This window comes from Streptomyces sp. NPDC005263, assembly GCF_042872365.1.
Lineage (GTDB): Bacteria > Actinomycetota > Actinomycetes > Streptomycetales > Streptomycetaceae > Streptomyces.
Window position 1 is genome coordinate 148414 of the sequence record NZ_JBIAKJ010000001.1, and the last position, 23695, is coordinate 172108.

The 23695-nt window shown below is 67.0% G+C and carries 23 protein-coding genes, 4 pseudogenes and 1 riboswitch; of the genes and pseudogenes, 9 read left to right on the top strand and 18 right to left on the bottom strand.

From position 1 onward, the window contains the following. Positions 1-68: 68 nt before the first annotated feature. Complete coding sequence (locus tag ACFYRY_RS00705) at positions 69-1817, top strand: PucR family transcriptional regulator (protein WP_389140992.1); 1749 nt, start codon at positions 69-71, stop codon at positions 1815-1817. Between the two features lie 333 nt (positions 1818-2150). Here ACFYRY_RS00705 and ACFYRY_RS00710 read toward each other — a convergent pair whose 3' ends face one another. The 4 genes from ACFYRY_RS00710 to ACFYRY_RS00725 form a co-directional block, all read right to left on the bottom strand. Next, entirely contained in the window at positions 2151-5354 is a 3204-nt protein-coding gene (locus ACFYRY_RS00710; RefSeq protein WP_389138636.1) for a glycoside hydrolase N-terminal domain-containing protein, read from the bottom strand. Positions 5355-5539: 185 nt separating this feature from the next. Next, positions 5540-5692, bottom strand: a complete 153-nt coding sequence (locus ACFYRY_RS00715) for a hypothetical protein (protein ID WP_389138638.1) — start codon at positions 5690-5692, stop codon at positions 5540-5542. 256 nt (positions 5693-5948) lie between these two features. Next, positions 5949-6554 carry a dihydrofolate reductase family protein gene (locus ACFYRY_RS00720; protein ID WP_389138639.1) on the bottom strand — a complete coding sequence of 202 codons (606 nt, stop codon included), beginning with the start codon at positions 6552-6554 and terminating at the stop codon, positions 5949-5951. Positions 6555-6751: 197 nt separating this feature from the next. Next, positions 6752-7717, bottom strand: a complete 966-nt coding sequence (locus tag ACFYRY_RS00725; protein ID WP_389138641.1) for a helix-turn-helix transcriptional regulator — start codon at positions 7715-7717, stop codon at positions 6752-6754. A 92-nt stretch (positions 7718-7809) separates the two neighbouring features. Between ACFYRY_RS00725 and ACFYRY_RS00730 the strand changes: the two genes are divergently transcribed. Then, positions 7810-8175 (top strand): VOC family protein, encoded by a 366-nt coding sequence (locus ACFYRY_RS00730; protein WP_389138642.1) that lies wholly within the window; start codon positions 7810-7812, stop codon positions 8173-8175. On the opposite strand, the gene ACFYRY_RS00735 is transcribed toward ACFYRY_RS00730, so the two are convergent. After that, complete coding sequence (locus ACFYRY_RS00735; RefSeq protein WP_389138644.1) at positions 8078-8893, bottom strand: alpha/beta fold hydrolase; 816 nt, start codon at positions 8891-8893, stop codon at positions 8078-8080. The genes ACFYRY_RS00730 and ACFYRY_RS00735 overlap by 98 nt on opposite strands. Before the next feature lie 408 nt (positions 8894-9301). Next, positions 9302-10000, bottom strand: coding sequence for a TetR/AcrR family transcriptional regulator (locus ACFYRY_RS00740; protein WP_389138646.1), 699 nt, complete (start codon positions 9998-10000; stop codon positions 9302-9304). A gap of 159 nt (positions 10001-10159) precedes the next feature. On the opposite strand from ACFYRY_RS00740, the gene ACFYRY_RS00745 reads away from it, so the two are divergent. After that, positions 10160-10837: an SDR family NAD(P)-dependent oxidoreductase gene (locus ACFYRY_RS00745; RefSeq protein WP_389138647.1), complete on the top strand. Its 678-nt coding sequence runs from the start codon at positions 10160-10162 to the stop codon at positions 10835-10837. 352 nt (positions 10838-11189) lie between these two features. On the opposite strand, the gene ACFYRY_RS00750 is transcribed toward ACFYRY_RS00745, so the two are convergent. Both ACFYRY_RS00750 and ACFYRY_RS00755 read right to left on the bottom strand, forming a co-directional pair. Then, positions 11190-11477 carry a zinc-binding dehydrogenase gene (locus ACFYRY_RS00750; protein ID WP_389138649.1) on the bottom strand — a complete coding sequence of 96 codons (288 nt, stop codon included), beginning with the start codon at positions 11475-11477 and terminating at the stop codon, positions 11190-11192. A gap of 509 nt (positions 11478-11986) precedes the next feature. Then, on the bottom strand, positions 11987-12523 hold the full coding sequence (locus ACFYRY_RS00755) for an AAA family ATPase (protein ID WP_389138650.1): 537 nt from the start codon (positions 12521-12523) through the stop codon (positions 11987-11989). Between the two features lie 510 nt (positions 12524-13033). Here ACFYRY_RS00755 and ACFYRY_RS00760 point away from each other — a divergent pair. Then, positions 13034-13184 (top strand): annotated as a pseudogene (locus tag ACFYRY_RS00760) (AAA family ATPase); the annotation flags it as partial. 21 nt (positions 13185-13205) lie between these two features. Here ACFYRY_RS00760 and ACFYRY_RS00765 read toward each other — a convergent pair. The 7 genes and pseudogenes from ACFYRY_RS00765 to ACFYRY_RS00795 form a co-directional block, all read right to left on the bottom strand. Further along, positions 13206-13757 (bottom strand): adenylyl-sulfate kinase, encoded by a 552-nt coding sequence (locus ACFYRY_RS00765; protein WP_389138651.1) that lies wholly within the window; start codon positions 13755-13757, stop codon positions 13206-13208. A 276-nt stretch (positions 13758-14033) separates the two neighbouring features. Beyond that, complete coding sequence (locus ACFYRY_RS00770) at positions 14034-14693, bottom strand: class I SAM-dependent DNA methyltransferase (RefSeq protein WP_389138653.1); 660 nt, start codon at positions 14691-14693, stop codon at positions 14034-14036. Positions 14694-14700: 7 nt separating this feature from the next. Continuing rightward, positions 14701-15462, bottom strand: coding sequence for a glycine-rich domain-containing protein (locus tag ACFYRY_RS00775; RefSeq protein ID WP_389138655.1), 762 nt, complete (start codon positions 15460-15462; stop codon positions 14701-14703). After that, the gene (locus tag ACFYRY_RS00780; RefSeq protein WP_389138656.1) at positions 15459-15911 is read right to left on the bottom strand and encodes a hypothetical protein; all 453 of its coding nucleotides are present in this window, start codon (positions 15909-15911) and stop codon (positions 15459-15461) included. Before ACFYRY_RS00780 ends, ACFYRY_RS00775 begins: the two co-directional genes overlap by 4 nt. Before the next feature lie 166 nt (positions 15912-16077). Continuing rightward, positions 16078-16215: pseudogene (locus ACFYRY_RS00785) on the bottom strand (integrase core domain-containing protein); the annotation flags it as partial. A gap of 135 nt (positions 16216-16350) precedes the next feature. Continuing rightward, positions 16351-17514, bottom strand: coding sequence for a hypothetical protein (locus tag ACFYRY_RS00790; RefSeq protein WP_389138658.1), 1164 nt, complete (start codon positions 17512-17514; stop codon positions 16351-16353). Positions 17515-18060: 546 nt separating this feature from the next. Then, the gene (locus ACFYRY_RS00795; protein ID WP_389140994.1) at positions 18061-18483 is read right to left on the bottom strand and encodes an AMP-binding protein; all 423 of its coding nucleotides are present in this window, start codon (positions 18481-18483) and stop codon (positions 18061-18063) included. On the opposite strand from ACFYRY_RS00795, the gene ACFYRY_RS00800 reads away from it, so the two are divergent. The 3 genes and pseudogenes from ACFYRY_RS00800 to ACFYRY_RS00810 all read left to right on the top strand — a co-directional run bounded on the left by ACFYRY_RS00800 (position 18482) and on the right by ACFYRY_RS00810 (position 19781). Continuing rightward, on the top strand, positions 18482-18667 hold the full coding sequence (locus ACFYRY_RS00800; RefSeq protein ID WP_389141132.1) for a hypothetical protein: 186 nt from the start codon (positions 18482-18484) through the stop codon (positions 18665-18667). The two genes, ACFYRY_RS00795 and ACFYRY_RS00800, sit on opposite strands and share 2 nt — an antisense overlap. A gap of 173 nt (positions 18668-18840) precedes the next feature. Then, positions 18841-19579 (top strand): annotated as a pseudogene (locus ACFYRY_RS00805) (IS5 family transposase). A 28-nt stretch (positions 19580-19607) separates the two neighbouring features. Then, entirely contained in the window at positions 19608-19781 is a 174-nt protein-coding gene (locus ACFYRY_RS00810) for a hypothetical protein (RefSeq protein WP_389141134.1), read from the top strand. Here ACFYRY_RS00810 and ACFYRY_RS00815 read toward each other — a convergent pair. The 3 genes and pseudogenes from ACFYRY_RS00815 to ACFYRY_RS00825 form a co-directional block, all read right to left on the bottom strand. Beyond that, positions 19756-20201, bottom strand: a pseudogene (locus ACFYRY_RS00815) (transposase family protein); the annotation flags it as partial. The gene ACFYRY_RS00810 and the pseudogene ACFYRY_RS00815 sit on opposite strands and share 26 nt — an antisense overlap. Before the next feature lie 73 nt (positions 20202-20274). Then, complete coding sequence (locus ACFYRY_RS00820; protein WP_389138660.1) at positions 20275-20589, bottom strand: DMT family transporter; 315 nt, start codon at positions 20587-20589, stop codon at positions 20275-20277. Positions 20590-20599: 10 nt separating this feature from the next. Beyond that, a riboswitch (guanidine-III (ykkC-III) riboswitch) is annotated at positions 20600-20661 on the bottom strand. 182 nt (positions 20662-20843) lie between these two features. Further along, positions 20844-21275 carry a hypothetical protein gene (locus ACFYRY_RS00825; protein ID WP_389138661.1) on the bottom strand — a complete coding sequence of 144 codons (432 nt, stop codon included), beginning with the start codon at positions 21273-21275 and terminating at the stop codon, positions 20844-20846. A gap of 469 nt (positions 21276-21744) precedes the next feature. Here ACFYRY_RS00825 and ACFYRY_RS00830 point away from each other — a divergent pair, with 469 nt between their 5' ends. Together ACFYRY_RS00830 and ACFYRY_RS00835 are read left to right on the top strand one after the other, a co-directional pair. After that, positions 21745-22173 carry a VOC family protein gene (locus ACFYRY_RS00830; RefSeq protein ID WP_389138662.1) on the top strand — a complete coding sequence of 143 codons (429 nt, stop codon included), beginning with the start codon at positions 21745-21747 and terminating at the stop codon, positions 22171-22173. Positions 22174-22896: 723 nt separating this feature from the next. Then, positions 22897-23574: a class I SAM-dependent methyltransferase gene (locus tag ACFYRY_RS00835; protein WP_389138664.1), complete on the top strand. Its 678-nt coding sequence runs from the start codon at positions 22897-22899 to the stop codon at positions 23572-23574. Positions 23575-23695: the final 121 nt, after the last annotated feature.

The following is a 23695-nucleotide window of genomic DNA, read 5'->3' on the forward strand; positions in this document are numbered from 1 at the left end:
ACGCGCTGTCACCTCTCTGGGGGCTCAGGGAAGGGAGTGGTCCCATGGCCGGCTTCAGGGGCCGGAGCATGTACCGACGCCGTCCCGACCGGGAAGGCGGCCTTCCGCCGGGCCGTCTGGGACAGCACCCCACGATCTCGCGGCGAGGGTCTCGCCCGTCCCTTTCCACCCTGGCGTCCCGCAAGCTGCCGGCAGTCTCTCGCGCCCTGTTCGACACTCTGGACGAAAGCGAGATCCTGCGCCTGGCCATGGACCACGTGTCGGCTGTCGGCCCGTACAGAGCCGAGGCCGGATACCTCAGGGTGCACGGCCATATGGTTCCCAGCCCGCAGGTCGAGCCGGGTCATGCGTCAGCCGTCGACCGGACGGTGCGAGAGCTGACAGGGCGGGACGTCCCCGTAACCGTTCCCGGCCGGTCCAGGGGCCGGGCCCTGGCCCTGCACGGACCCGGTGGACTGCACGGCTACCTTGTGGTGACGTCTCCGTCCCGGCCCACCAAAGCCCAGCACTTCCTGCTCGCCACGCTCGTACGCCTCACCGCCGCGGCCCTGTCGGTCGCGGTCGCGCACCGCCGGCAGCGGGAAGACGCCCTGGAGCTGCACCGACTGCGACGGGAACGGGCAGCCTTCCAGCGGCGGCTGATCTCTCTCGTGGTCGAGCTGGGATATCAGCGGGCCGTGCATGAGACCCTCGCCGAGGTCGCGGCCTCGGGCGGCGGCGAGGATGCCCTCACCCGCGCACTGCATGAGCTCACCGGATTTCCCGTGCTGGTGGAGGACCGCTTCGGCCGACTGCGGTCCTGGACCGGTCCCGGCCGGCCCGACCCCTATCCGGAACCGGACCCCGCATGCCACGAGGAGATGCTCCAGACGATCGCCCGGAGCGGCGGAGCTGTGCGCATCAAGGACCGGCTGATCTCCCTGATACACCCCCGCGGTGAGGTCCTCGGAATACTGGCCCTGGTCGATCCCCGGGACGACGCCGACGAGTACACCGTGTTCGCGCTGGAGCACGCCGCCACGTCACTCGCCGTGGAACTGTCGCACCTGCGCCATCTGGCTGAGGTCGAGCTGCGGCTGCGCCGCGAACTGGTCGACGATCTTCTGGGGGGCACGGACGAGGCGAGTGCCTACGCCCGGTCCGAGGCGTTCGGACACGACCTGCACCGCATCCAGTACGTGGTCGTCGTGCAGTGGAGGAACCGGGCCGCGGACGACGCTTTCGCGCGGATCGTGGGCCGGGCGGCTTCGGCTGTGGGCATGCCGTCGCTGGTGACTCGGCGTTCCGACCACGTGGTCCTGGTCGCCGAGGGCAGGCCCCACGAACACGCCTTGTACGAGTCGCTCGCCCGGGAGACCGGAACACCGGACGGGACGATCGGGGTGAGCGCCCGCTGCGACACCCCGGACGGTATCCCCGGCCGCTACCAGGAAGCACTGCGTGCCCTGGAGGTACGGCGCAGGTCCCGAAGTCGGTACGGCACGACGTTCTTCGACGATCTGGGCCTCTACCGCATCCTGGGGCCTGGAAACGAACGCCAGGAGCTGGAGGTGTTCGTTCGGGAATGGCTCGGACAGCTCGTCGACTACGACGGCCGGCACCGTACGACGCTCGTGGAGACCCTGTCCCGGTACTTCGACTGCGGCGGCAACTACGCCGAGACCGCCGAATCCCTCGCGATCCACCGCAGCACGCTGCGCTACCGGCTCCAGCGCATCCGTGAGATCAGCGGCCATGACCTCACGAACGTGGAGGACCGCCTCAACCTGCAGGTCGCGACCCGGGTGTGGAAGATCATTCTGGGCGGACCGGGTTGAGGAGCTCACGGCTATGGGACCAGCTCGGCGGTCCCTATCGCCGTGGGGAGCAGCCTGCAATCACTGCCGACGAGGACGGGACTGTCTGGGTCACCGGCACCGCCACCAGCTACCTCCAGGGGCACCCTCGCTCTGTGCCCCCGGGGTTCAATACCACACCGGCTGGAGCGAGGGCGCCGTGTCGCCCGAGGACAACTCGTAGGCCGCAAGCAGGCGTTCGGTGTCGGCCGCGCCACATCCGTGTGGGTCGGCGAGGCACAGAACCTTGGCGAACCAGGGCGCTGTCCGCAGCTCCGCAGCCACGGACAGTGCCGGGGAGCCCCGACATCCGAGTCAGGGTTTGGCCGGATTCACCTTGGTCTCCACGCCGTTCACGCGCACGGTGATTTTCCCGCGGTCTCGCGCGCGGTCGGCCACGATCTTGTAGGACGTGACCTTCCCGTCCCGCCACACGCAACTGACCTCGTAGCCCCCGCGGGCTCGCAGCCCGGTGTAGGAGCCCTTGGCCTTCCAGCCGTCGGGCAGGGCGGGAAGCAGGTGGATGACGCCGTCATGGCTCTGGAGGAGCATCTCCACCACGGCGCCCGAGATGCCGAAGTTGCCGTCCATCTGGAAGGGAGGGTGGTTGCAGAACAGGTTCGGCAGCGTGTTGTAGGTCAGTAGCCCGCGCAGCATGATCTGGGCGCGGTGCCCGTCGCCGAGGCGGGCGAAGAGCGCGGCTCGCCAGGGCCAGGTCCACGAGCGGCGGCTGTCGCCCGACACCGTCGCGGCGGTGAAGGGAACCCCTTCCTTCTCACCGCATCGCGCCTTGAGCGAGACGAGGGCGGCGGCCGCGAACTCGGCTGTCCTCGGGGTGATCTGACGGCCGGGATAGACCGCGAAGAGGTGCGACGTGTGGCGGTGGATGTCCGTGGGGCTGTCGATGTCCTCCTGCCATTCCTGCAACTGCCCCCATTTTCCGACCTTGTTCGGCGCGAGACGGGCCTGCATGTCCGCGACCTTCGCCCGGTAGGCGGGGTCGGCCTTGAGGACCGCCTCGCAGTCGAGGTAGTTCTGGAACAGGTCCCAGATGATCTGCTGGTCGTACATGACGCCGTCCTCGCGCGGCCCGTGCTCGGGGGACCAGCCGTCCGGTGAGACGAGGAGTCCGTCCTCGCGCTCCTTGAGGTGGTCCTCCCAGAACTGGCAGATCTCCTTGATCATCGGGTGCGCGACGGTGGTGAGGTAGTCCAGGTCCTGGGTGAACGCCCAGTGTTCGTAGAGGTGTTGGGCGTACCAGGCGCTCGCGACAGTGTTCCACTCCCACGCGTTGCCGCCGAAGACGCTCTGGCTGGTGCGGGCGGTCCAGCCGCGCGTGTCCTTGCCGAAGGCGTTGCGGGTGGCCACACGGCTGGGTACGGCGACCTGCCTGACGAACTCGACGAGCGCCTCGTGGCACTCCGGCAGGTTCGTGGTCTGGGCTCCCCAGTAGTTCATCTGGATGTTGATGTTGGTGTGGTAGTCGGAGGCCCAGGCGGGCGCGTTGCTGTCGTTCCACAGGCCCTGGAGGTTGGCGGGCAGGCCGCCCGGGCGGGAGGAGCTGATCAGCAGGTACCGGCCGTAGTCGAACATCGTCTGTTCGAGTGTCGGATCGTCGCCGCCCGCCGCGTAGCGCGCCAGCCGGGAGTGGGTCGGCAGGGCGACGACGGCGTCCTCGGTGGTGCCCCAGTCGACGGAGACCCGGTTCATGAGGGCGCGCATCTGGGCGGTGTGCTCGTCGCGCAGCGCGCCGTAAGGCCTCTTGGCCGCCCTGTCGAGCGCCCGGTCGACGGCCGCTCGCGGATCGGTTCCGCGCCACCCGGCGGCGGCGTCGAGTTTGTAGTCGGTGCGGGCGTCGAGCAATAGGGTCAGCGTCGTGCAGCCGGTGAACCTGAGGGCCGAGCCGTCGGTGCTCAGGGTGCCGTCGGTGTGGGCGACCCGTACGGCGCACGCGTGCTTGAGGCCGTTGCCCATGACCCCGTGGAAGGCGATCCGTCGGGCGCCGGAGTCGACGGTTGTCGGGGCCTCGTCCTGAGCGGACGTCAGGGAGATCGTTCCGGAGAGCCCCCGCGCGCGCTCCGACGTGTACCGGAAGACCATGACGTCCGAGGACCGGCTCGCGAAGGCCTCTCGTCGAAAACGCTTCCCCGGTGCGCCGAAGCGGGTGGCATGGACACCCTCGGTGAAGTTCAGGGCGCGTTGGTAGTCGACGACCGTGCTCTGCGTGCGGGAGTCGAAATCCGCTCCTTCCAGGGCGACTTCAGCGATCTGGAAGCCGGTGGACGACTCACCAGGGGTGAACGCGAGCCGGTAGGAACCGTACGCCGTCGTGTTGGTGACACGGAACGTCCGGGTCTCGCCGCGCCCGGTGAAGGGCACCGCGGGGTTCTGTGTGTCGAGCGTCACCCAGGCCTGGCCGTCCTGCGAGGCCTGGAGCGTCCACCGCCGGGGGTCGTCCCGTGGCCGGTTCGGGGCCGCCGTCAGGGTGTACGAGGTGACGGTGACCTCGCTGGACAGATCGGCCTGCCAGACGACCGTCTTCGCGGCGCCACCGACCCGCCAGACCGTGCCGGGTTCGCCGTCCACCGAGCGGGAGATGCCCGTGTCTCCCGATCCGGTGCCGCCACCGGATCCTGCGGAGTGCCCGCTCGGCGAGGACAGGTACACCGGACCGACGCCGCCGCGGAGGTCGACACCCGCCAGACCGATCTCGCTCACCTGGAAGTGGCTGACCCCCGCCTTGGGGACGAAGTCGAACCGGTAGAAGCGGAACGAAGCCCTGGCGGCACAGGGGAACTCCTTTGTCTGGAACCGGCTTTCGAAGGGTGCCGCCAGGGTGCGGTCGTCCAGCGTGGCCCAGGTCGAACCGTCGGCGGAACCGGAGAGCGTCCACTGCTGCGGGTCACGCTCCGGCACGTCGTTGGCACTGGTCAGCCGGTAGGACGTGATCGCGACGGGGTCGGGCAGCTCGACCTGCCACTGCACTGTCGAACCGGGCCCCTCGATGCACCACTTGGTGCTCGACGTGCCGTCGTACGACTTGTCGACCCCCTCCGACGAGGAGGAGCTGTACGGCCCTCCAGGGGCCGTCACCTTCGGCCGGAAGCCGCGGGACCCGAAGGCGACGACGACGTCACCGAAGCTCCGGTACGAACCGAAGCCGGTCATACTGGTGTCGAACGCGCTGTCCGGCTGACCGGCGAGGGCGTTGTCGTAGTTGTTGACCCCACCCCACAGGCTCTGCTCATTGAACTGGATGCGCTCCTCGTAGGGGTCAGCGAAGAGCATGGCACCGAGTCGCCCGTTGCCGATCGGCAGGGCCTGGGACTGCCAATCCGCAGCCGGAACGGGGTACTTCAGCGCTGTGCGCGACAGGGCGGGCCACTGAACGGCAGCCAGCCCCGCTCCGTCGGCGGCGACGGCCTGTCCCGCGAAGAGGCCGTCGGCCAGCGGTGCGAGGGCGAGGGCACCGCCGAACTTGAGAAGGCTTCTTCGCTGCGGTTCGGACGCACGGGTCACGACGGATCTCCCAGCATGTGGTCGGTTCTTCTTACGGAGGGAAGCGCGGCCTCAGCTGAAGGCAGCGCCATCATCACCAGGCGACAGATAGGATGTCTAGAGGGATGCGGCGCCATGATTCCGAGGCTTCCCCGCAGGTCCTAGGCAGAGAGTCCACATACATAGGACGTATACGTCAGAGGTGCTCAATCGGCCTTGCGCCGACGAATCCGCAGGCTGAACGCGGCGCTCCTCGGGCGGCGTTGGCGGGTCAAGACGCCCTTCTTGTTCCCGTCGACGCGGAAGAGGCCGGGCGCGGTGGCGAAGTCGGCGCAGCTCCAGCCCTGTTCGCCGACCACGCTTCGACGCGGTCGAACACGTCACCTGGAGCGGCATGCCGACGTACCGGCGGATCTGCGGCACGAGGTGCGGGCGGCCGCCTTCCGGATGGCCCAGCTCCGTGACTGTTCTGCTGCGGCGTCACCTCCCGCAGCACAGCGACGATGGACCGACCGGGTTTCCTGACGTTGGCCGTTCGCCCTCTATTAGGTCTTGCTCCGCGCCCGCCGGCCCGGCCTGGCCTGGCGACCGTCCAGCCCGGCGGACCGGGCGACGTCACGCAGGGACGGCGAGCGGCGGGTGCTCGAGCACGCGGGGCTTGTACTCGACCAGCTGGATGCGGCCGTCGAAGGTGCGGTGCCCGATCATCTCGAGGGCAACGTCCGGATAGCCGTCGTAGATGCGTTCCTCGCCCGTAGCCCCGGTAATCACCGGGAACATCACGACCCGGAAGCGGTCGACGAGTCCGGCTCGTAGCAGGGACCGGCACAGGCTGAGGCTGCCGATCGTGCTGAGGAGCCCCGAGCCACTCGACTTCATGGCGCGGACCGCCTCGACGGCGTCGTCGCGGACGAGCGTGGAGTTGGCCCACGTCAGTGGCTCCTCGAGAGAGGAGGAGAACACCACCTTGGACGCTTGCGTGAGCTCGTCGACGGACGCCTCTTCTTCGGGCCTGAACTCGTCTTGTCCCTTCGGGACCTCGCCTGCGGCGAAGCCCGACATCAGGCGGTAGGTGTTCGCTCCCATCAGGTAGGTGACCTCGGGCTGCTCACCGAGCCATGCGAGGTACTCCGGGCCCTCGAGGCCCCAGAACCCGGGCCATCCCTCTCCCGATGCGTGGCCGTCGAGGGAGGTGATGAAGTCGACAAGAAGCTCCGACATGGCGGTGTCCTTTCCTACGGTGTCACGAGCTTGGACCGGCCAGGAGCCACAAACTCATCGGCCACGCTGTGGAGTAACGAGAAACCTACGTCAATGCCCCAGCTCAGCCCCACCCGCGGACGACGCCGACGATCTACGCGATGCCGGAACTTGAAACCGCCCTGCCCCTCCACCGGACCAAGATCGGCCGTTGCGGGTCAGGACGCTGGTGACGGCGCATAGTGGTGGGCAAGGTCGGTGGCGAGGTCACGGAGGTGAGCCCTGACTTCGGTAGGGCCGTGCACAGTGATGGCGCCCCCGAACGGCAGTAGTGCTCGCACGTCCTCCAGATGCAGGAAGCGGATCGTCGCCTTGTGGCCGGTGGCGGATTCCTCATGGTCGTCCCGGACGAGTCGTTGGCCAAAAATCCGTCGTGCTCGCTCGATCTGGGTCTGGTCGATGGTGACGCTGACCTCTATCGCATGGTTGTGTTCCCACTGATCAACGAGCGCTGCGGCGACGGTGGCCAGGGTCTGGTTCTCGCGGATCCGTCGTGGCTGGTCGACTTCTTTCCACGTCGTGATCCGTTCGAGTCGGTACATCCGTGGCACTCGGGCACAGTCGGCGACGAGGTACCAGATACCGGCCTTGGCGAGCAGCCCGTAAGGATCCACGACCAGGCCGCGTGGGCATGACTCGCGTGGGCTGTCGTACTCGATCCGGAGCCGGCGACCTCGCCGCACTGGGCCGATCAGCGAAGCCGGAGTCGTGCCGGAAGTATGTGCCTGGAGCCACGGCCGGCTGTCCACGTGCACCACGTCGGTGAGCGGCAGGAGCTCATGAGCTCGACGTGACTGTGTAGCGCCGATCTTGGAGAGCGCGCGCCGACTTTCGACGGATGCGTTGAGCTCCGCAAGTTGCTTCTCGTCCAGCCCCGTGAGCGACAGATGATCACGCTCGCCCGGCGTGAGTCGCGTGACGTCGAGCCCGGACCCGGGCAGCATGGTCACGCCTCCGAGGCGGCCCCGTTGTGCGGTCACCGGCAGACCGGCGTCGCGGAGCCAGTTCAGGTCCCGGGTGATGGTTCGAAGGGACACCCCGAGCGCCGAGGCAAGTTCCTGTGTGGTCACGGCATCCCTTGATGCGAGGAGCAGCATCAGAGAGAAGAAGCGGTCTGGGGTCACACACCAAGTTTTTCAGGAATTGCGACACGATGCGGCGCATATCCCGGTCAGGCTGGTGGATGCGTACCTACGACCTGCGAGAAGGAACAACCATGACCACCTCCGTCGTGTCCATCGTCTATGTGAACGACGCTCCCGCCGCAGCCCGTTTCTACGGCGACCTCCTCGGCATGAGGCCGTCGTTCGAGACTTCGGGATACATCACCTTCGACCTCGGGCCAGGCGCTGACCTCGCTGTGTGGTCTGACCAGTTCGAGGATCTGTCACCTGACGTCCCGCGTACCAGTGAGGTTTGCCTGGCCATCAACGGTGGACCCGACGAGCTCAACGCGATCTTCAAGCAGTGGCAGTCCAAGGGCGTCACGATCCTGCACGAGCCTCACGATGCGGGGTTCGGGCTGACCTTCCTCGCAGCCGATCCTGACGGGAACCGGATCCGCGTGGCACCGCGGGGCTGAAAGGCCACAACGGCAGGCGCGCACGATAGGTGTCGCGCCTGCCGTTGTCTGACTTCGAGAGGACGACGAGTGCCCCACGGCGAATGCCCCCTGAGCGTCGAGAGCCGTAGGCGGCTCGTGAAGCGGTACCAGACCCGTCCCATCGCCCACGTCGCCGCTGAGATGGGCATCTCCCGCGCATGCGCCAGCAAGTGGGTAAATCGCTGGCGGCTACACGGTGACGCGGGATGGCAGGACCGGCGGCCCGGACAAGCGGTACGGAAGTCGCCCTGAAGCCGCTCCTCGCCCGGTGGTAAGCCGGACGGACGACCGGGTCGCGACCCGATCGCCTGCGCCGCAACCGGGTCGAACAAGGTGCGCCTACGCCGCGCGCGACGGCGTTGCCGACACGGCTGACCGATACGCCACCCAGGCTGTGCCCGACCAGCACCACCGGGCCGTTCCGCGCCGCGCGCCGCACGATGCCCGTGACGCGCGCCTCGTAGTCGTCCAGCCCGAGGCCCCTCAGTGGGGATGGCTCGACTGCCATCGCTTTGAGGTCCTGCCGCTGGTACGACTCCGGGACGAATGCTTCCGTGCCGTGCCACGGCTGATCCACCATCACGACGCGGTGACGGCGCAGCGTCAGCGCCCGCGCGATCGGCATCCAGAACACGCCGGCGCTGTGGGTACCGTGCACGAGCACATAGGTGGTGGGCCCGCGACGTGGCTCCGCCACCGCTCGTTGTCGTACGACGAGGAGTGGATGGTGGTCCTCGACGGCTGGCTCGACGGCACATCACCGGCACCCCGGACGGCGTCTTCACCGAGCTGCGCCAGGCATGGGCGCCATGGGCAGGTCCCCCTCCCCCTCCGCTTCGTCCTCCGGCGGAGCATGGGCATGAAGTTCATGCTGACGATCAAGCCAGTCTGCGCCACCGCCGTCGCCGTCCTCCTCTGGCGGATCGCCCACAGCGGCAACGCTGTTGGCGCGCGATGCACACCTGCATGGAGACCCCTCGCCCTCGCCGGGCTCCGCGGACCGCGGATCTGCGTGCGCCGCGTCCTGCGCGACATGCCGCCTTGGCCGCCCCTCCGGGCATGCTGCCGCCGCGCTTGACGCAGGCACGGCGGAAGCGGCCCGGGGTCAGCCGGCCGTGTCCGGTTCCGGTGTGGTGAGTTCGGCCGGACTGGCACGGAGCATGGCCTTGTGGAGGTCGTCGTGCGGGGGCGACGGGGGCAGGGGGCCGCGGGCCGGAGCTTCGAGGGACTGGATGAACAGGGCGACGACGCGCCGCCAGGCATCGGGGGCGGCGCCGCCGGTGGCGTTGACGACACCGGCGTTGGCCATATGGAGCAGCACGATGTCCGAGGAGTCGAAGTCCTCGCGCAGTCGGCCTGCCGCCTTGGCCCGGTCGATGAGCCGCAACATGCCCTCGAGTGCCTCGTTGCGGCGTCCCTCCATGGCCTTGGCGGTGGGGAAGGACGTGGTCAGCACGTCGGCGAAACCGTAGTCGGCGGCCTGCATCGCACAGGCGGTCTCGATGTAGCCGACGAAACCGTGCCAGGGATCGGGGTCCTCAAGGGCGACGGCGACCGCGTCGGCGTAGGCGTCCATGCGGTCGGCGAAGACGGCGGCGACCAGCTCTTCCTTGGTGGGGAAGCGGCGGAACATGGTGGCGATGCCGACACCTGCCTCGCGGGCCACCGACGCCATGGAGGCGTTCAGGCCGTCGCGGGCGAACACACTGCGCGCGGCTGCGATGATCCGCCCCCGGTTGCGCTCGGCGTCGCTGCGCAGCGGCTGGGCGGCGGTGTCCTCGGGATGCTGGGAGCCAGGGGTCATGCCCGCCAGTTTAGCAATCGGATTGGCCTATCCATTTTTAGTGCTAGCCTCGTTCCAGCGAGCCGGATAGACCTATCCGGTTCTCAAATCGGATAGGTCTATCCAGTTGTCTCTGTCCCATGTTCCCGCTTCCCTGACACGCCTTACGAAAGGATCGCTGTGACCAGCATCGCCATCGTCGGAGCCGGCCCCGGTATGGGCCTGGCCATCGCCCGCACCTTCGGCTCCCAGGGTTTCGACGTCGCCCTGATCTCCCGCAACCGTGAGAAGCTCGACGGCCTCGTCGGCACGCTCAGTGCCGAGGGCATCACCGCCGCCGCCTTCCCCGCCGACGTGCTCGACCACGACGCGCTCACCCAGGCACTCAAGGACGCAGCCGCCAGGTTCGGCGGCATCGACGTCCTGGAATACTCCCCGCTCGCAGTGGAATCCACCGTGCTGGCCACTCCGGCCGAGAGCGACCCCTCCCACATCCAGCGCGAGATCGAGGTCCAGCTGTACGGGGCCATGGCCGCCACCAAGGCGGTGCTGCCCGCGATGCGCGAGGCCGGCACCGGCACCCTGCTCTACACCACCGGCGCCGGCTCTCTCGACCCGCTGCCGCTGGTCGGCAACGTCAACGCCGCCGCCGCAGCGCTGCGCAACTGGGTGGTCAACCTGCACAAGGAGCTGGACGGAACCGGCATCCAGGCCGCCCACATCGCCATCGACGTGGCGCTCGGCGGCGTCTCGATCGACCCCACGCTGAAGGCGGCCACGCCCGAGGCTGTTTCCTCCGTCTACTGGGAGCTGCACACGACCAAGCGTGACCAGGGCGAGATCGTCTACAGGGGCTGAGGCCGCGTTCGGCTCCCGCGCCGCTCCCTGGTCGCGCCGCAGCGCGACGCGACCAGGGAGAAGGGCATCGGACTGATCCTGCCTGCGGTCTACCGGAACAGTTCCAGCCTGCCGCGATCACTCACGCCCGCCGCAAGGAACCTCCCGCCGCCGCTGGCGAGCGTCGCTGCTTTGGGCTCGCCCGGGTCACCGGCCGACGCGCGGTCCGGCAACTCCTCGACTCGACAGCGGCCGTGTGGTCACTGCCGTGGTCCGGCTCGCCAACTCTCGGTCAATGCCACGTGTCGCCTTCTGCGTATTGTGCTGGAGTCGCGGCTGGGAGGCCCGCCGACAGCCGTAGTCCGAGGAGCGGCTACACACAGACCGCGAGCTTGCCCACCGATCCGGCGCTCAGGGCGGCGAAAGCCTGCTCGATCTCCTCCAGGCCGAAGACACGGGTGACTGGAGCACGCAGTCGTCCGGCGCCGGCGAGATCAGCGATGGCGAGCAGGGCGTCCTGGTCGATGTCGGCCAGGACGTTGACGGCGTGGATGCCGGGCAGGCGTTCGGGGTCGGCGGCATGCCCGGTGCAGGCTACTCGACCGCCGGGGCCATGAGACGGGTTGCGAGGGCGGTGAGGGTGTCCTGTCCTCGACGTCACCGACGACGGCCTCGCACTGGTCGAGACCACTCCCGGCGTCACCGCTGAGGCCATTACCGCCCACACGCACCGCCAGGTACGTCTGGAACCTCTCTCGACCGCCTTCTGACACGCAGTTACCCCGCCGCTCCCTGTCGAACAGGTCCTCGCTGCCGCGGACATGGCCGGAAGCTGCTTCTGCCCAGGTCCTCGAACCGACGCCCCTGACCGCTCCCTCGCGGGCTTGTCCCGTCACTGTGAACGACGAGCCGTGTGGTTGTCCGACACCCGCGGTGCTCGTCCACCAACTCGTGGGTTCGCGTGCTTCATTGGGGCACAGAACTGCCGAAAGACGGTCGCAACTGCTCATGCGGCATCAACAACACCCGCCCGAAACTCAAGCGGCTGACCGCCCGGGGAATCCTGGTCGAGACCCAGCAGGGCTTGTTCACCCAGCCACGGCCGTAGCCTCCCGGCGACACCGCGGCCAGCCCGCTTGCCCCTCCCGAAGGAGTGGAACGGACATCAACTCACGCACCGCCTCTCAGCTCCTGAACTGCGTCGATCACACTGTCCACCACGTCGGTCACCGGCTTGGACGCATCGATGATCGTCGCGCCATGGCTCTCGTAGATCGCTCGCATCCGAGGATTCCACTTCAGGGCCGCTGCGAGCTCTTCGGGATGTTGACCGAATGCGTTCGTAGTGCGGGTCGCGAGCCGGTGGCGGAGGGTGTCGTCGTCAATCGCCAGGCACACGATGAGGTCGAAAAGATCGCGGACGTCTGCCTCGTTCTCCGCTGACCCACACAAGAACGCAATTCGGAAACGAGACTCCTCGACGAGCGTCTCAACGCGCTCGCGGACGATCGCCCACCCGTATCGATCGAGCCAGCCCCCGGGAACCGGATACGGAGGATCCATCACGACTTCGCCCTTAGCTCGGTCGATCCAGCGACAGAAGCCGTCCTCGTCGCCGTCGAGCGCGACGTAGCCACGCTCTCGCAACACCCCGCAGACCGTGGACTTACCAGTCCCGGAATTGCCCGTCACCCACACCAACGTCACGCCGCCAGCGTAGACATGAACCCTGGGCCCGCGACGCTAGCGCCGCGATCAGGCAAGGTGAAGCTTCGAGTGACTGCTCCGGCACAGCCGGTGAATGACCAAAGCCCCAGCTCAGACACCATGTTACGTGCATCAAGCACGCCATCGCGGCCGGTCACTCAACCCGAGCTGCACTCAAGCCGAAACGGACATCAACTCACGTACCGCCCTCTAACTGCCGTGGTGCCCGGAACCCGGCCCCGCGGTTCCGGGCACGACGGCGATACGCCACTCAACTGTGGTTGTCCGAGCGGCTCTCGGGACGCCAGGCCAAGGGCATCTCCGCCTGGAGGGGCGCGGCCTCGGTAGTGGGAGTGTTGCCAGTGCTTCGTCCGGCTCGAGGCCGTCAGTGTCGTCGTTCCAGAGTCGGCGCAGATGTTCGCGGCAGGCCGTCGGATCGTTCTCGTCCCAGCGGTTGTCGTCGGGCTCCGGCCAGCGACGGCCGTCGGGATCCCGATTTTGCAGCTGGCACGCGGGAGGAGAAGAAGTGTCGCCATCGCCTTAAACGAAGCCTTCGGCGGCTGGGCCAAGACGTTCCAACGGCACGATCATCGAGACCGGCACCGGCTCCTACCGCCTGGCCCAGTCCCGTGCCAAGGCAGAACAGGCTGCCGCGACCTGAACAGAGCCGGGGAGCTTGCCGTCAGTCCACCATGGCGCGATGGCGAGCTTCCCGGATGACGCAATCGGCGGTCTCCTCGGGAGTGAGGGCCGCTGTGTCGAACCACCAGCCGACATCGCCGAGCTCGCGCTTCATGCCGGCATCGAGGTCTTCATAGCCGTCGAAGTCGAACCGCTCCCGTGGATCACGGAGAGTGTTGCGGCACTGGCACACCTCGATGCCCGGTGCGAGAACGACGAACAAGATCTGCCGAGCCGGAAGGAGAGGCACGAAGAAGTCCAGTTGCGCGCGGGCGGGGATCACCCAGTCGATCACGGGTGTGAAGCCGGCGTCGGAAAAGTTGTTCGCCAGCGTGCACAGATTGCGGTTGCACAGCTCCACTTGCCGCGCTGCCTCGTCGGCAGGCTCGCCAAGAGCCCAGACGCGACCGCTGACGACCAGCCTGCTGATGAAGTCGCCGTCCAACCGGGCGGAGCGTGGCAGGCGTTCGGCAACGAGCCTGGTCACCGTCGACTTCCCGGCCCCCGGCATCCCCGTCACGATCAGGCAGTCCGGCGTCTCAGCAGTGATCACGCCCGCAATCGTGTCAGCGTGCCTGGTGGTCGGCAATCGTATTTTCGAGGTTCGGTCCTGGTGGGCTGTCCGCTCCTGCCCTTGGGCCAAGAACGCCCTCGCTCAGGTCTCCGGGAGTCCGCGAGCGAGAGCGCAGCACGGGTCTGGCCCGACGGCCGCCTGGCCGTGCGGTGCTCCTGAAACTCGCCGATGTTTCTGCGACTGAGCCCCGTCAAGGGTTCCCGGAACTCACCATCACGCGTTGCTGCCTCCCACCGACACAATCAGCTGGCTCGCTCAGCTTTCGGCTGCCCCGGCGGCTCGGCGCCGGGAGGAGCCGGTGTCAGGAGAGACCACCGCCAGAAGGCCGATCCACCTGCCGACATGCGGCCGTGAGAGCACCGCGTCATGGACGACGGTGAAACCGGCGGATTGCAGCAGCTGCTCCATGGCTTCCCTGTCATAGGGGTGGAACCATCGGCCGGTTCGGTCGCGCCAGGAGGTTGCTCTCCTCCCGGGGATGTTCCCCTCGCGCACCAGCACGAAGAGAACGCCGTCGTCGGTGAGGGTGCGCCGGAACTCGCGGAGGGCCATGGCTGCTTGTGGGGGTGTCAGATGCATAAGTGAGGCGCAGCACCAGACTCCACGGAACGAGACGGCACGAAACGGCAGTCGGAGCATGTCGGCCTGTATGAGGGAGGCATCCGCGCACCGCCTCGCTTCGGTGAGGAGGCCTGCCGACAGGTCGACGCCGATCGGCTCGACACCCAGGAGGCGGAATCCCCGGAAGTCACGTCCGGCTCCGCAGCCCGCGTCCAGGACGGGCCGGCTTCGACGGGGAAGGCGGACAGCGAAGAGTTCCTGCTCTCTCGTCATTTCGGCTGCGGCGAATCGCCGCGCATACGCCTGGGCATGGGAGTCGTAACTTCTGATGGTTTCCTCAAGCGGCTCCGTCACGAGGACCTCAGGTGGCAATGTCGAGGATCTTGTTTTCCACCAGTGTGGAAACCAGGGCGATCTTTTGGTCGTCCATCAGATCTCCCGGCAATTCCCGGACGAAGAAGGTGCCCGTGCGGGTGATGAATTCAAGGGCAGATCTTGCGATGCGATCGACCGCGAAGATCGGTTCTCCTTTTCCGTTCAGCAACTCGATCATGTCTTCATCCTCGCGCAGGCTGACGGCGCCGAGGCGCGAATTCACGATCCGCCGATCCGGGGTCACGCTCTTCTCGTCGTACCAGAGGTCGGGCAAGGGTTCCCCGAAGAGATTCTCGTACGTATCCGAGAACTGCTGAAATGTGGACGGCCGACGTGGGGCCAGACCCTCGACTGGCGGAGCGGTACTCGGCGCATGCTGGATATACTTGCCGAAATTACGGCGGCAGTAGTCGATGTACTGGCGCGTGAACAAAATAAAGTGGTGCCAGACCTGATCCACTCTCAGTGAGTACATCGCCCAGACGGCGGTACGGTCGGCTGCCACCATGACCAGATATCGTTTCACCTCGCGGAACAGCGCCTCCGCCTCGTCAACGGACTCGACGACGCGGTCTTTCATGAGCTTCTCGATGAGAAAGGGAGCTTCGTACGTCAGTGCCGGGGACCAGGCCTGCTCCGCCGCGGATCCGGTGGTGGTCGCGATGCTGTTCCTGGTGGTGGTTCCGGTGTCGGTCCTGGTGGTGGTTACGGTGCTCGTCCCGGTGGCCGTCACGGTGGTCGTGGTCATTGCGCGAGGCACTGGGATGTGCAGGGGACGCAGCGTGTCCCGTCGCAGAAGTACTCGCACGTGCAGACGTCATTGGTCTGCGGACGAACCCTCATTCGGAGCCCGCCCCGCCGTACCGTCCTGAATCCACCGGCCGACGACCTGCGGTCCGCGCACGACTCGGCCGTTTCGACGACGTGATGATGGAGCGCGGCGTCCCGTTTCACATAGAGAGCCACAGCGCCGAGACCGGATTTCGGCAGTTCGACGGACGCGACAATGTCGCTCTCGGCGATCTCGATGCTTCTGGACATGTCATTGAGCCCAGTGAACAGGCGCACGTGGCCCTTGCGGGCGGACGGAGTGACAAAGCCGGTGAGCGTGACGGTGTCCTCGCTCCCTGCGTCAACGAGACCGGCGACCACTTGGTTCACTCTTGCCCTCTTACTCACACCAGGTTCCTGGGCCATGAGCCATCTCCTCTTTTGTGACCTGGTCCGATCACAACACGCTCTCCGGGGCCCCGCCTGACATGCTCGCCCATACGCGTACCGGCTGCGCCGGGCCTTGACCCCGGGTCCTGGACACGGGTTCTGCGGCTGGTGTCAGCGTAGTTGGCGTGAGTTGGAGGGCGTTCTCGAAGGCGATCGGTGATCGTTGTCCGAGTCGGGAGTGTCGGCGGCGGGTGTTGTAGCGGTGGAGCCATCTGAAGGCGTCGAGTCGGGCCTCGCCCTTGGTTGGTCGGCTCTTTCGCCCTTGCAGGGTCTCGCGTTTGAAGGGGATCCCTCAGCGGACACATGTGATCTTGCCTGCCCGGCGAGACCGGCCCGCGCGCATCGTCATTTTGGGCTGGTGACCCGTTCGTAACCCCACGTCGGCAGAGTCTGCGAAACCTGGGCCGGCTCGTCATCACCCCAGCGCGAAGAGTTGTTTGAGGCGGGCCTGGACCAGCGGCTGGCCGACGACGGGGACGTCATAGTGGCCTGCCCCTTGCAGGACCGAGAGATTGATGTCGTTTCCGTTGGTCAGCATCTTGTTCACGACGTTGTAGGTGACGGAGTTCGGGCTGGTGATGTCATCTGTCCCATACAGCCACAGGACCGAGCCCGGCAGGGTCGAGCTCTCGAGCTTGCCTTGGTTCTGTGCGAAGAATCGTCTGATCTCCGGAAGCGAGTTGGGGCTGTTTCCGCGAACCCCCGGATAGGTGTTCAGACGGTGGGACGGAGAGGCGCTGACATACCTTTGGATGTCCTTCCTGACGGCGGCGTTCAGGTCGTCGATGCAGGCCTGCCAGTCCTGACGGTAGAACCGGAGCATGTTCGGGCCGTAGACCTGCCTCGGGTCGACGTCGTAGCCCGCGTAGCGTTCGGTCTTCGTGAAGTAGATGGTTTCCGCGTTGGCGAAGACCAGCTGGCTGATCTGGTGATCCGTCGGGGGGAGCCCGGACTGAGAGGCGTTGTTGATGTCCTGCCACAGGATCTTGTTCATGGCGGGAACGTCCGGCACGGGGGCGAGGGTGATGGTGCCCCGGTACTCCAGGGCGGGATCCGCCTTGGTGGCCGAGGCGGAGTAGTAGGCGGCGGCAAGCGCGGCGAATCCGCCCTCCGACCATCCCGCCGGGGCCCACTGCCCGGACAGTCTGCCGCCGAGGTATCGCTGTGCGGCGACCGCAGCGTAGATCATGGAGTAGCCCTCGCTGGACAGGTCGTAGTAGCCGTGACCCGTTCTGACGCCCGCGGACGGCGGCACCAGCCCCTCGTAGTCCGGCGCGACGACGGCGACGCCCATCGTCAGGACGGACGCCAGCAGCGAGGAGTTCGGGCCGTCAGCCCACGTGCCGTGCTCCTGCAGTTGCACGCTGGGGGCGCAGTGCCGGGCCCATCCGGTGGTTCCGTGTCCCCACACGAGAAGCGGCCAGCCCTTTGCCGGAGGTGCTTTCTTGGGAGTGAACAGCATGGCCGTCGCATTGATCTGCTTCCCCTGCATCCCTGGCATGCGGTAGACGATCAATTCGCCGTTGGCCACGGTGGAGATGTCCTGGGGTATGTTGCGCAGAGGGGTGGGAGTACCCACCACGTTGCCGTTTGCGCTATCGGAGGAGGCGCCTGGGCCTTCCGAGGGAGCGAGGAACCCACTGATGAGGAGCACGGTCAGCAGCGCAGCCGCGCACGCTCTCCCCCCGTGAAAGTGCGACCTCCGGCGAAATCCCCGCCCTTCCGACCCCTTCGGGTGACCGGCACCAGGGGACGGCCCCGGCGGAAAAATGTGTCTGGCTGCGTCGGTCATACCCGCTACCCCGCTTTCCGTATTCTTTCCACGCGATGCTTGCTGCAGCACGCCGAAGCGTGCGTAGTCCGCAAGCTCAAGACGGCGGGGCCGCGTGCTCATCAGTTAGTGAACGTATGCGGCAAGGGGAGCCCGTGCTTCCCGAGAGCCGGTTCGGTGTGTCATTCGGGTTGCTGTGCCTGATCCGGTGTCGACCGTCGTCGAGGAAACGCCTGTCTGGTTCTCCTACGGCGCTGTCCTATGCCACCCGGGTGAATCCGCGCCTCCCCACACCAGACCGAACGCTCAAATCCCGCACCAGTCACGGCAGCCAGGAACACCCACCGCTTTGTGTTAGCCGTTGTTAGGCCCGTTTGATACTTGATCGCCCCCCCGCACTGGATCGCCGCGGTGCTCGCCAGCGACATCACCGAACTGCACTTGGTCGAGGACCTGCCGGCCGTGCTCCTCGAGAGTTGCCGACACCACGAGCACGGCTGCCTCGGCGTCCTCGCAGACCACGATGTGGTCCTGCACCGAGGCCAGGGCCTGGAGTCCCGTGAAGCGGCCTCCGAGGAGGTACGTCGCAGCCTGGACAATCCAGGACTCAGGCATGTTCGGGCTGAGCATGGTGACGCCCACCCCCAGGCCAACGCCGCGCCGACTGAGCGCACCCATGTACTGCGAGACCAGGTCCCGCACCTGGGCGTAGGTCAGTCGTCGGTCGCCCGCGACGAACGCCTCCGACGAGCTGTGCCGGGTCAGCGACTGGACGATGGCCGAGACCGCGGGCGAGCAGCAGTTCCGCCTGCTGTTCGCACCACGTCCGCCCGTCCCCGGCTGCCGCGGCCACGAGGGAAAGGCCGCGGCAGCCGTCCGCCAAGTCGTCGTGCAGCGCCAGCACGTCGTCCACGTGCTTGCGGGCCAGGCCGATGTGCTCGGGGGCTGCGTTCTGCGCTGAGTGACTTTCTCGATCTTGGTTAGGCTGCCTGGTCGTATTGATGCTGGTAGCGGCTGGTGCGGGTGCGTTGGTGTTCTTGCTGGAGATGAGAGGGCTATAACAACGGCTGACACAAAGCGGTGGGTCGTTCCTGGCTGCCGTGACTGGTGCGGGAGTTGAGCGTTCGCTCTGGTGTGGGGACGTCGCCGTGGATCGTGTCGGATGAGTTGTGGGACCGCGTGGAACCGCTGCTGCCGCAGCGTGAGCGCAGGTTCCGGTATCCCGGCCGCAGGCCGTTGCCGGACCGGGATGTGCTGTGCGGGATCTTGTACGTGCTGCATATGGGGATCCAGTGGGAGGACCTGCCGCAGAACCTCGGCTTCGGGTCGGGCATGACGTGCTGGCGACGGTTGCGGGACTGGAACGAGGCCGGCGTGTGGCAGCGGCTGCACGAGGTCCTGCTGGCCGAGTTGAATGTGGCCTCCCGGCTGGACTGGTCAAGGTGCGTGGTCGATTCCTCCCACGTCAGGGCGCTAGAAGGGGGATCCACACGGGCCCCTCGCCGGTCGACCGGGGCCGGGCCGGCTCGAAGCCCCATCTGATCACCGACAGCCACGGCACCCCGCTCGCGGTCCTGCTGACCGGGGCTACGCCCATGACATCTACCGTCACCAGGTTCGCGCCCGGGGCATCGTGCCCGCGATCGCCAGACGCGGCACCCTGCACGGCACGGGACTTTCGCAACACGCCCTAGGCACCTACCGCTGGGTCGTAAAGAGGAGTTTCGCCTGGCTGCACGGCTTCCGCCGTCTGCGCATCCGATGGGAACGCAGGGCCGACATCCATGAAGCGTTCCTCAAACTCGCCTGCTGTCTCATCACTCACCGACAACTCGGCTCATTGTGTCAGCCGTTGTTAGTACTCCAGCCGTAGATCGTGATCTTCAGGTCTGATTCGCGGCTTGCCGCAGCAGCCGGTGACGAACCCGGACCTGACCGAGGCGCAGTTGAAGCAGGCCCGGCTGCGGGTTCCGCACCTGCTGGAGGCGGAGACCGGCTACCGAAACGGCTCGCCCTCCCGGCCCCTGCCCGGTGAACCGCGGCCGACCTACGGATCTGGGCATGAGAGCGGTTGACGGCCTGCTGACCTGCGGACAGCTTCTCCCAGCGGCCGCGGTAGGGAACCCGCACCGTACCGCCAGCTCCCTGATACTCCTTGTCGGCCCAGCAACGGATGCCGGCGTCCGCCAGGGTGTCGATAATGCCGTGGGTGCGGGCCGCACGGATCTCGTGGACCGCTCCGGGCAGGGCTGCCGAGGCCCACAGCAGACGCCGGTCACATACCGGTGGACCGTGCTGGTGCCGACGCCGAAACCGGCCGCGAGCTGAGCATAGGTGTGCCCGCACCGCAGGTGGGCCAGCACCAGCAGCGCCTGCCGGTCCGCCGGCAGCCGACGCCATCGCGTACCGAGCTCCAGACGCCGGGCAGTCAGCGGACGGGACAGAAAACGAAGGGCCGAGCTGGACAGATCGATCCCCGATGGGTAGACAAGCACATGAAGATCCGGCCCTCTTCACGCACAGGGCTCCCATATCAACTCACGCCGGGATCAGCCAGGTTGGAAGGCCTCAGTGCGTCAGCTTCAGGCCGGCCACGCATCCGAGGATGCCGGCCAGCAGCACCAGTTTCAGCAGGCCTGCGGATTCACCGTCGACGAGCATGGCGTAAGTCGCGGTGAGCACCGCCCCAATTCCGACCCAGACTGCGTAGCCGGTGCCCACGGGCACTGTCCGAAGCGCGAAGGCCAGACCCGCCATGCTCAGTACCAGCCCGAGGCCGAAAACGACACTTGGCAAGGGGCGGGTGAAGCCCTCTGATTTGCCTAGCGCCGTCGCCCATACTGCTTCCAGCACACCGGACATCACCAGAACGATCCATGCCATGACAGACTTCTCCGCGTCGTCTTGTCATGACTGGGTACGGCGCACCTCGTCCAGGAGCCTGTCGGGCTCTGCCATCTACGATCGCACGTCACCCGGTGCGCTCGGCATGCCACGTTGGTGGTTTTCGTCACCAAGAAGCGGGCAGACCGCCTCACAGCACTAGCGGCGAACTGACTGGTCATGGGCCCGGATCGGCTGCCGTCAGGGTGCCCTGACACATGGCTGATCAGTGCAAACGGCAGGTTGGAAAAGGCTCAGTGGCCGCCGCTCGGAGGCTCGCAGCCAGTGCCGTCCGGGTAGCCGCCGAAGGCATCCGCCTTGGTGGAATCACTGCTCACCGTCCCGTCCACACACCAGGGAGACGCGCCGATGTCGATGAGGAAGCCAACCCCGGCGGACCCGTCCTGGTACGCCTGCACCTTCCCGGCGGAGTAACCGAGGCCAGTAAGCGCGTTGCGGACACTGTCCGGGCTGAAGTCGCCGCGCTGTCGCATCGGTTCCAGTGCGCTCTTGACGCGTCCGACGGCGGTGAGTCCGTCGCAGCGGCTCTGGCCGTGGAGCGGGATGGGAACTCTGAAGCCGTGGTTTTCGGCGTAGTGGTCGGTCGGCGGCACGGTTGAACTGGGGGTGGCGGCGACCGTGGGCGCCGTCGGCTTGGGGCTCTCGCCGGGGCAGGGGAAGTCCACTGGTGTACTCGGCGTCGATACGCCGGTCGGAGTTGGGTGCGAACGCCGGTACCCGTCGGCGGTATCCCCTGCCCGCTGCGTTCCGCACCCCGCCGCCAGCACAACCATCATCGCCAACGGCAGCATCCCGAGCCGGGCTCTCATCTTCCTCAGCGTCATCACCCCCCGATCCTGCCCGGCAGCTCGGTGGGGCGTCATGAGTACTTTTACTCATCAGGCCACACCCCGGTCAGCCTTGAAGGCAAACGATCCAAGTTCTGTGTCACCGGACAGCGATTGTCCGTCGCACGGAAGGTTGGCAGACATGTCCCGTCTCATGCGAATGGGTCCCTGTCTCGGGTGAGCTGGCCCGATTCGCTCGGCGTCTCAGGCGATCTGGTCCGTTGATGCTCATGTCACGGGAGACCTCGCCCCACACGCCGTGAAACCCCGGCTCTCGGTGAGCGGCACGCGCCAATATGGTGGGCCGATGACGTCGGTCAAGAAGTTCCAAGTCACCTTCGACTGCGCAGAACCTGAGCGTCTCGCTCGTTTCTGGTGCGAGGTGTTGGGGTACGTCGTACCGCCGCCGCCTGAGGGGTTTGACACGTGGGATGACTTCAAGCGCTCGCAGCCACCTGAGCAACAGGATTCATGGTTCGCCTGCAGCGATCCCTCAGGTGTGGGCCCTCGCCTGTACTTCCAGCGCGTCCCCGAGGGAAAGGCGGCCAAGAACCGGCTGCATCTTGACGTGCGGGTCGGCACCGGACTCGTAGGTGAAGAGCGCCTCGCCGCACTTGAGGCCGAGTGCGCACGGCTGGTCCCGCTCGGAGCGGTACACGTGCGAACGCTGTATGACGGCAATGATTCGTGCATCCCGATGCTGGACATCGAGGGCAACGAGTTCTGTATTGACTGAGGGGCCGCGAACGTGTCCTCGTTTCTGATGGGCCCAGTGGTCTGCGTCTCACTCCGTCTCGCCCACCGCAGCCCACCGGCGACGCTCGGCGCCAGGTTGGACACGAGAAGACCCGCCCGTGGTCTCAAGTGATCTGGTTCTCGGGGTGTATGAAGCGGGTGGTCGCTCGTTGGGGTGACACCTTCCGTATCCGGGGCAGGGCATCGCGTTGGATGTCCGACGCTCGCAGTGAGGGGCGAGCCTCGGGGAGGGAGCCGTGGGCGACCCTGCGGAGGCGGGATCCGGCTGGGATCACGCGTCGGACGTACAGGTGGGGTTCGTCGGGCTACGCCAGTCTCGTCGAGAGCGCCGACTACGTCCCCCTCGCACTGACCGGGGAGGGCTACGTCGAACTGCTGCCTGCGACCTGGCGTGCCGTCAACTCCCACTGCGTCAAGATCAACCACCGCATCTACGACTGGCGGAACTGGGCCCCTTTGGGCGCCAGCCTTCCGGGGTCACTCGCAAGCGGAACTTGTGGGTGGCCCACCGCAGACCCCTATGACGCCAACTGGATCTGGGTTCGCTGACCGTGGAGTTCGCCCGCTTCCTGGGCCTGCCCGTCACCACCCGGGCCAACATCACCGACGTCATCGAAGCCGTCTGCGGGTCGATCGTCAGTACGGCCCTTACTCTCGTACGCCGCCGGACAACCGTTGTGGCACGCCTCCGGCAGGTGCGACGATGCAAGTCGGCGATCGAAGGGACACCGACGTGAGGCACGAGGACCAACGGCCGCCCGCCGCCGTGCTGTTCGACGCGCTGGGCCACGACTACGAGAAGGCGTTCGCCCATGCCCCCGCGCACCTGTCCGCACTGGAGTGGCTGATCGAGCGGCTGCCGCCCGCCGCACGGACACTGGACGTGGGCAGCGGCACCGGGCGACCGACCGCGGCCGCGCTCATCGAGGCGGGGCACTCGGTGCTGGGCGTCGACATCTCCCCCGTCATGATCGAAATCGCCACCCGTCAGGTCCCCGAGGCCGAGTTCCGCTGCGGTGACATTCGGGAACTCCCGCTCGAAGCGGACTCGTTCGACGGCGTGTGCGTGTTCTTCTCGCTGCTGCAGATGACCCGCGCCGAGCAGTCGGCCGTGACGCGACGCCTGGCCTCGGCCCTGAAACCCGGCGGCCATCTGGTGCTGGCCACCGTGCCCGCGGACGTGGAGGACGTCGAATTGGTCTTCATGGGCCAACCGGTCCGCGCAACGAGCTTCGCCGAGAGGGACATCCCCGGCATCGTGGAGGCAGCGGGGCTGACAGTGCTGTCCGGGCACAGTACCTCCTTCACCCCACACCACCCCGACGCCGAACCCGAGCCCCACCTCTTCTTGCACTGCCGCCGGGAAGAAACCAGGCACTGACGCTCAGGAGGTCTTCCACAGGAGAGCCACTGCCCAAGTTCTTCGTGAGCGCGCGGTGCGCATGGTCGCGGAGATCCGTCCCGACTACCCCACCGAGTGGGCCGCGATGAAGGCGCCGGAC

Excerpts from the sequence above, each read along its gene's own strand:
- ACFYRY_RS00730 (WP_389138642.1), top strand. The coding sequence starts at position 7,810 with ATGACCACCTCCGTCGTGTCCATCGTCTATGTGAACGACGCTCCCGCC.
- ACFYRY_RS00720 (WP_389138639.1), bottom strand. The coding sequence starts at position 6,554 with ATGTCGGAGCTTCTTGTCGACTTCATCACCTCCCTCGACGGCCACGCA.
- ACFYRY_RS00780 (WP_389138656.1), bottom strand. The coding sequence starts at position 15,911 with ATGGCCCAGGAACCTGGTGTGAGTAAGAGGGCAAGAGTGAACCAAGTG.
- ACFYRY_RS00775 (WP_389138655.1), bottom strand. The coding sequence starts at position 15,462 with ATGACCACGACCACCGTGACGGCCACCGGGACGAGCACCGTAACCACC.
- ACFYRY_RS00705 (WP_389140992.1), top strand. The coding sequence starts at position 69 with ATGTACCGACGCCGTCCCGACCGGGAAGGCGGCCTTCCGCCGGGCCGT.
- ACFYRY_RS00830 (WP_389138662.1), top strand. The coding sequence starts at position 21,745 with ATGACGTCGGTCAAGAAGTTCCAAGTCACCTTCGACTGCGCAGAACCT.
- ACFYRY_RS00820 (WP_389138660.1), bottom strand. The coding sequence starts at position 20,589 with ATGGCATGGATCGTTCTGGTGATGTCCGGTGTGCTGGAAGCAGTATGG.
- ACFYRY_RS00800 (WP_389141132.1), top strand. The coding sequence starts at position 18,482 with ATGGCCGAGACCGCGGGCGAGCAGCAGTTCCGCCTGCTGTTCGCACCA.
- ACFYRY_RS00740 (WP_389138646.1), bottom strand. The coding sequence starts at position 10,000 with ATGACCCCTGGCTCCCAGCATCCCGAGGACACCGCCGCCCAGCCGCTG.
- ACFYRY_RS00835 (WP_389138664.1), top strand. The coding sequence starts at position 22,897 with ATGCAAGTCGGCGATCGAAGGGACACCGACGTGAGGCACGAGGACCAA.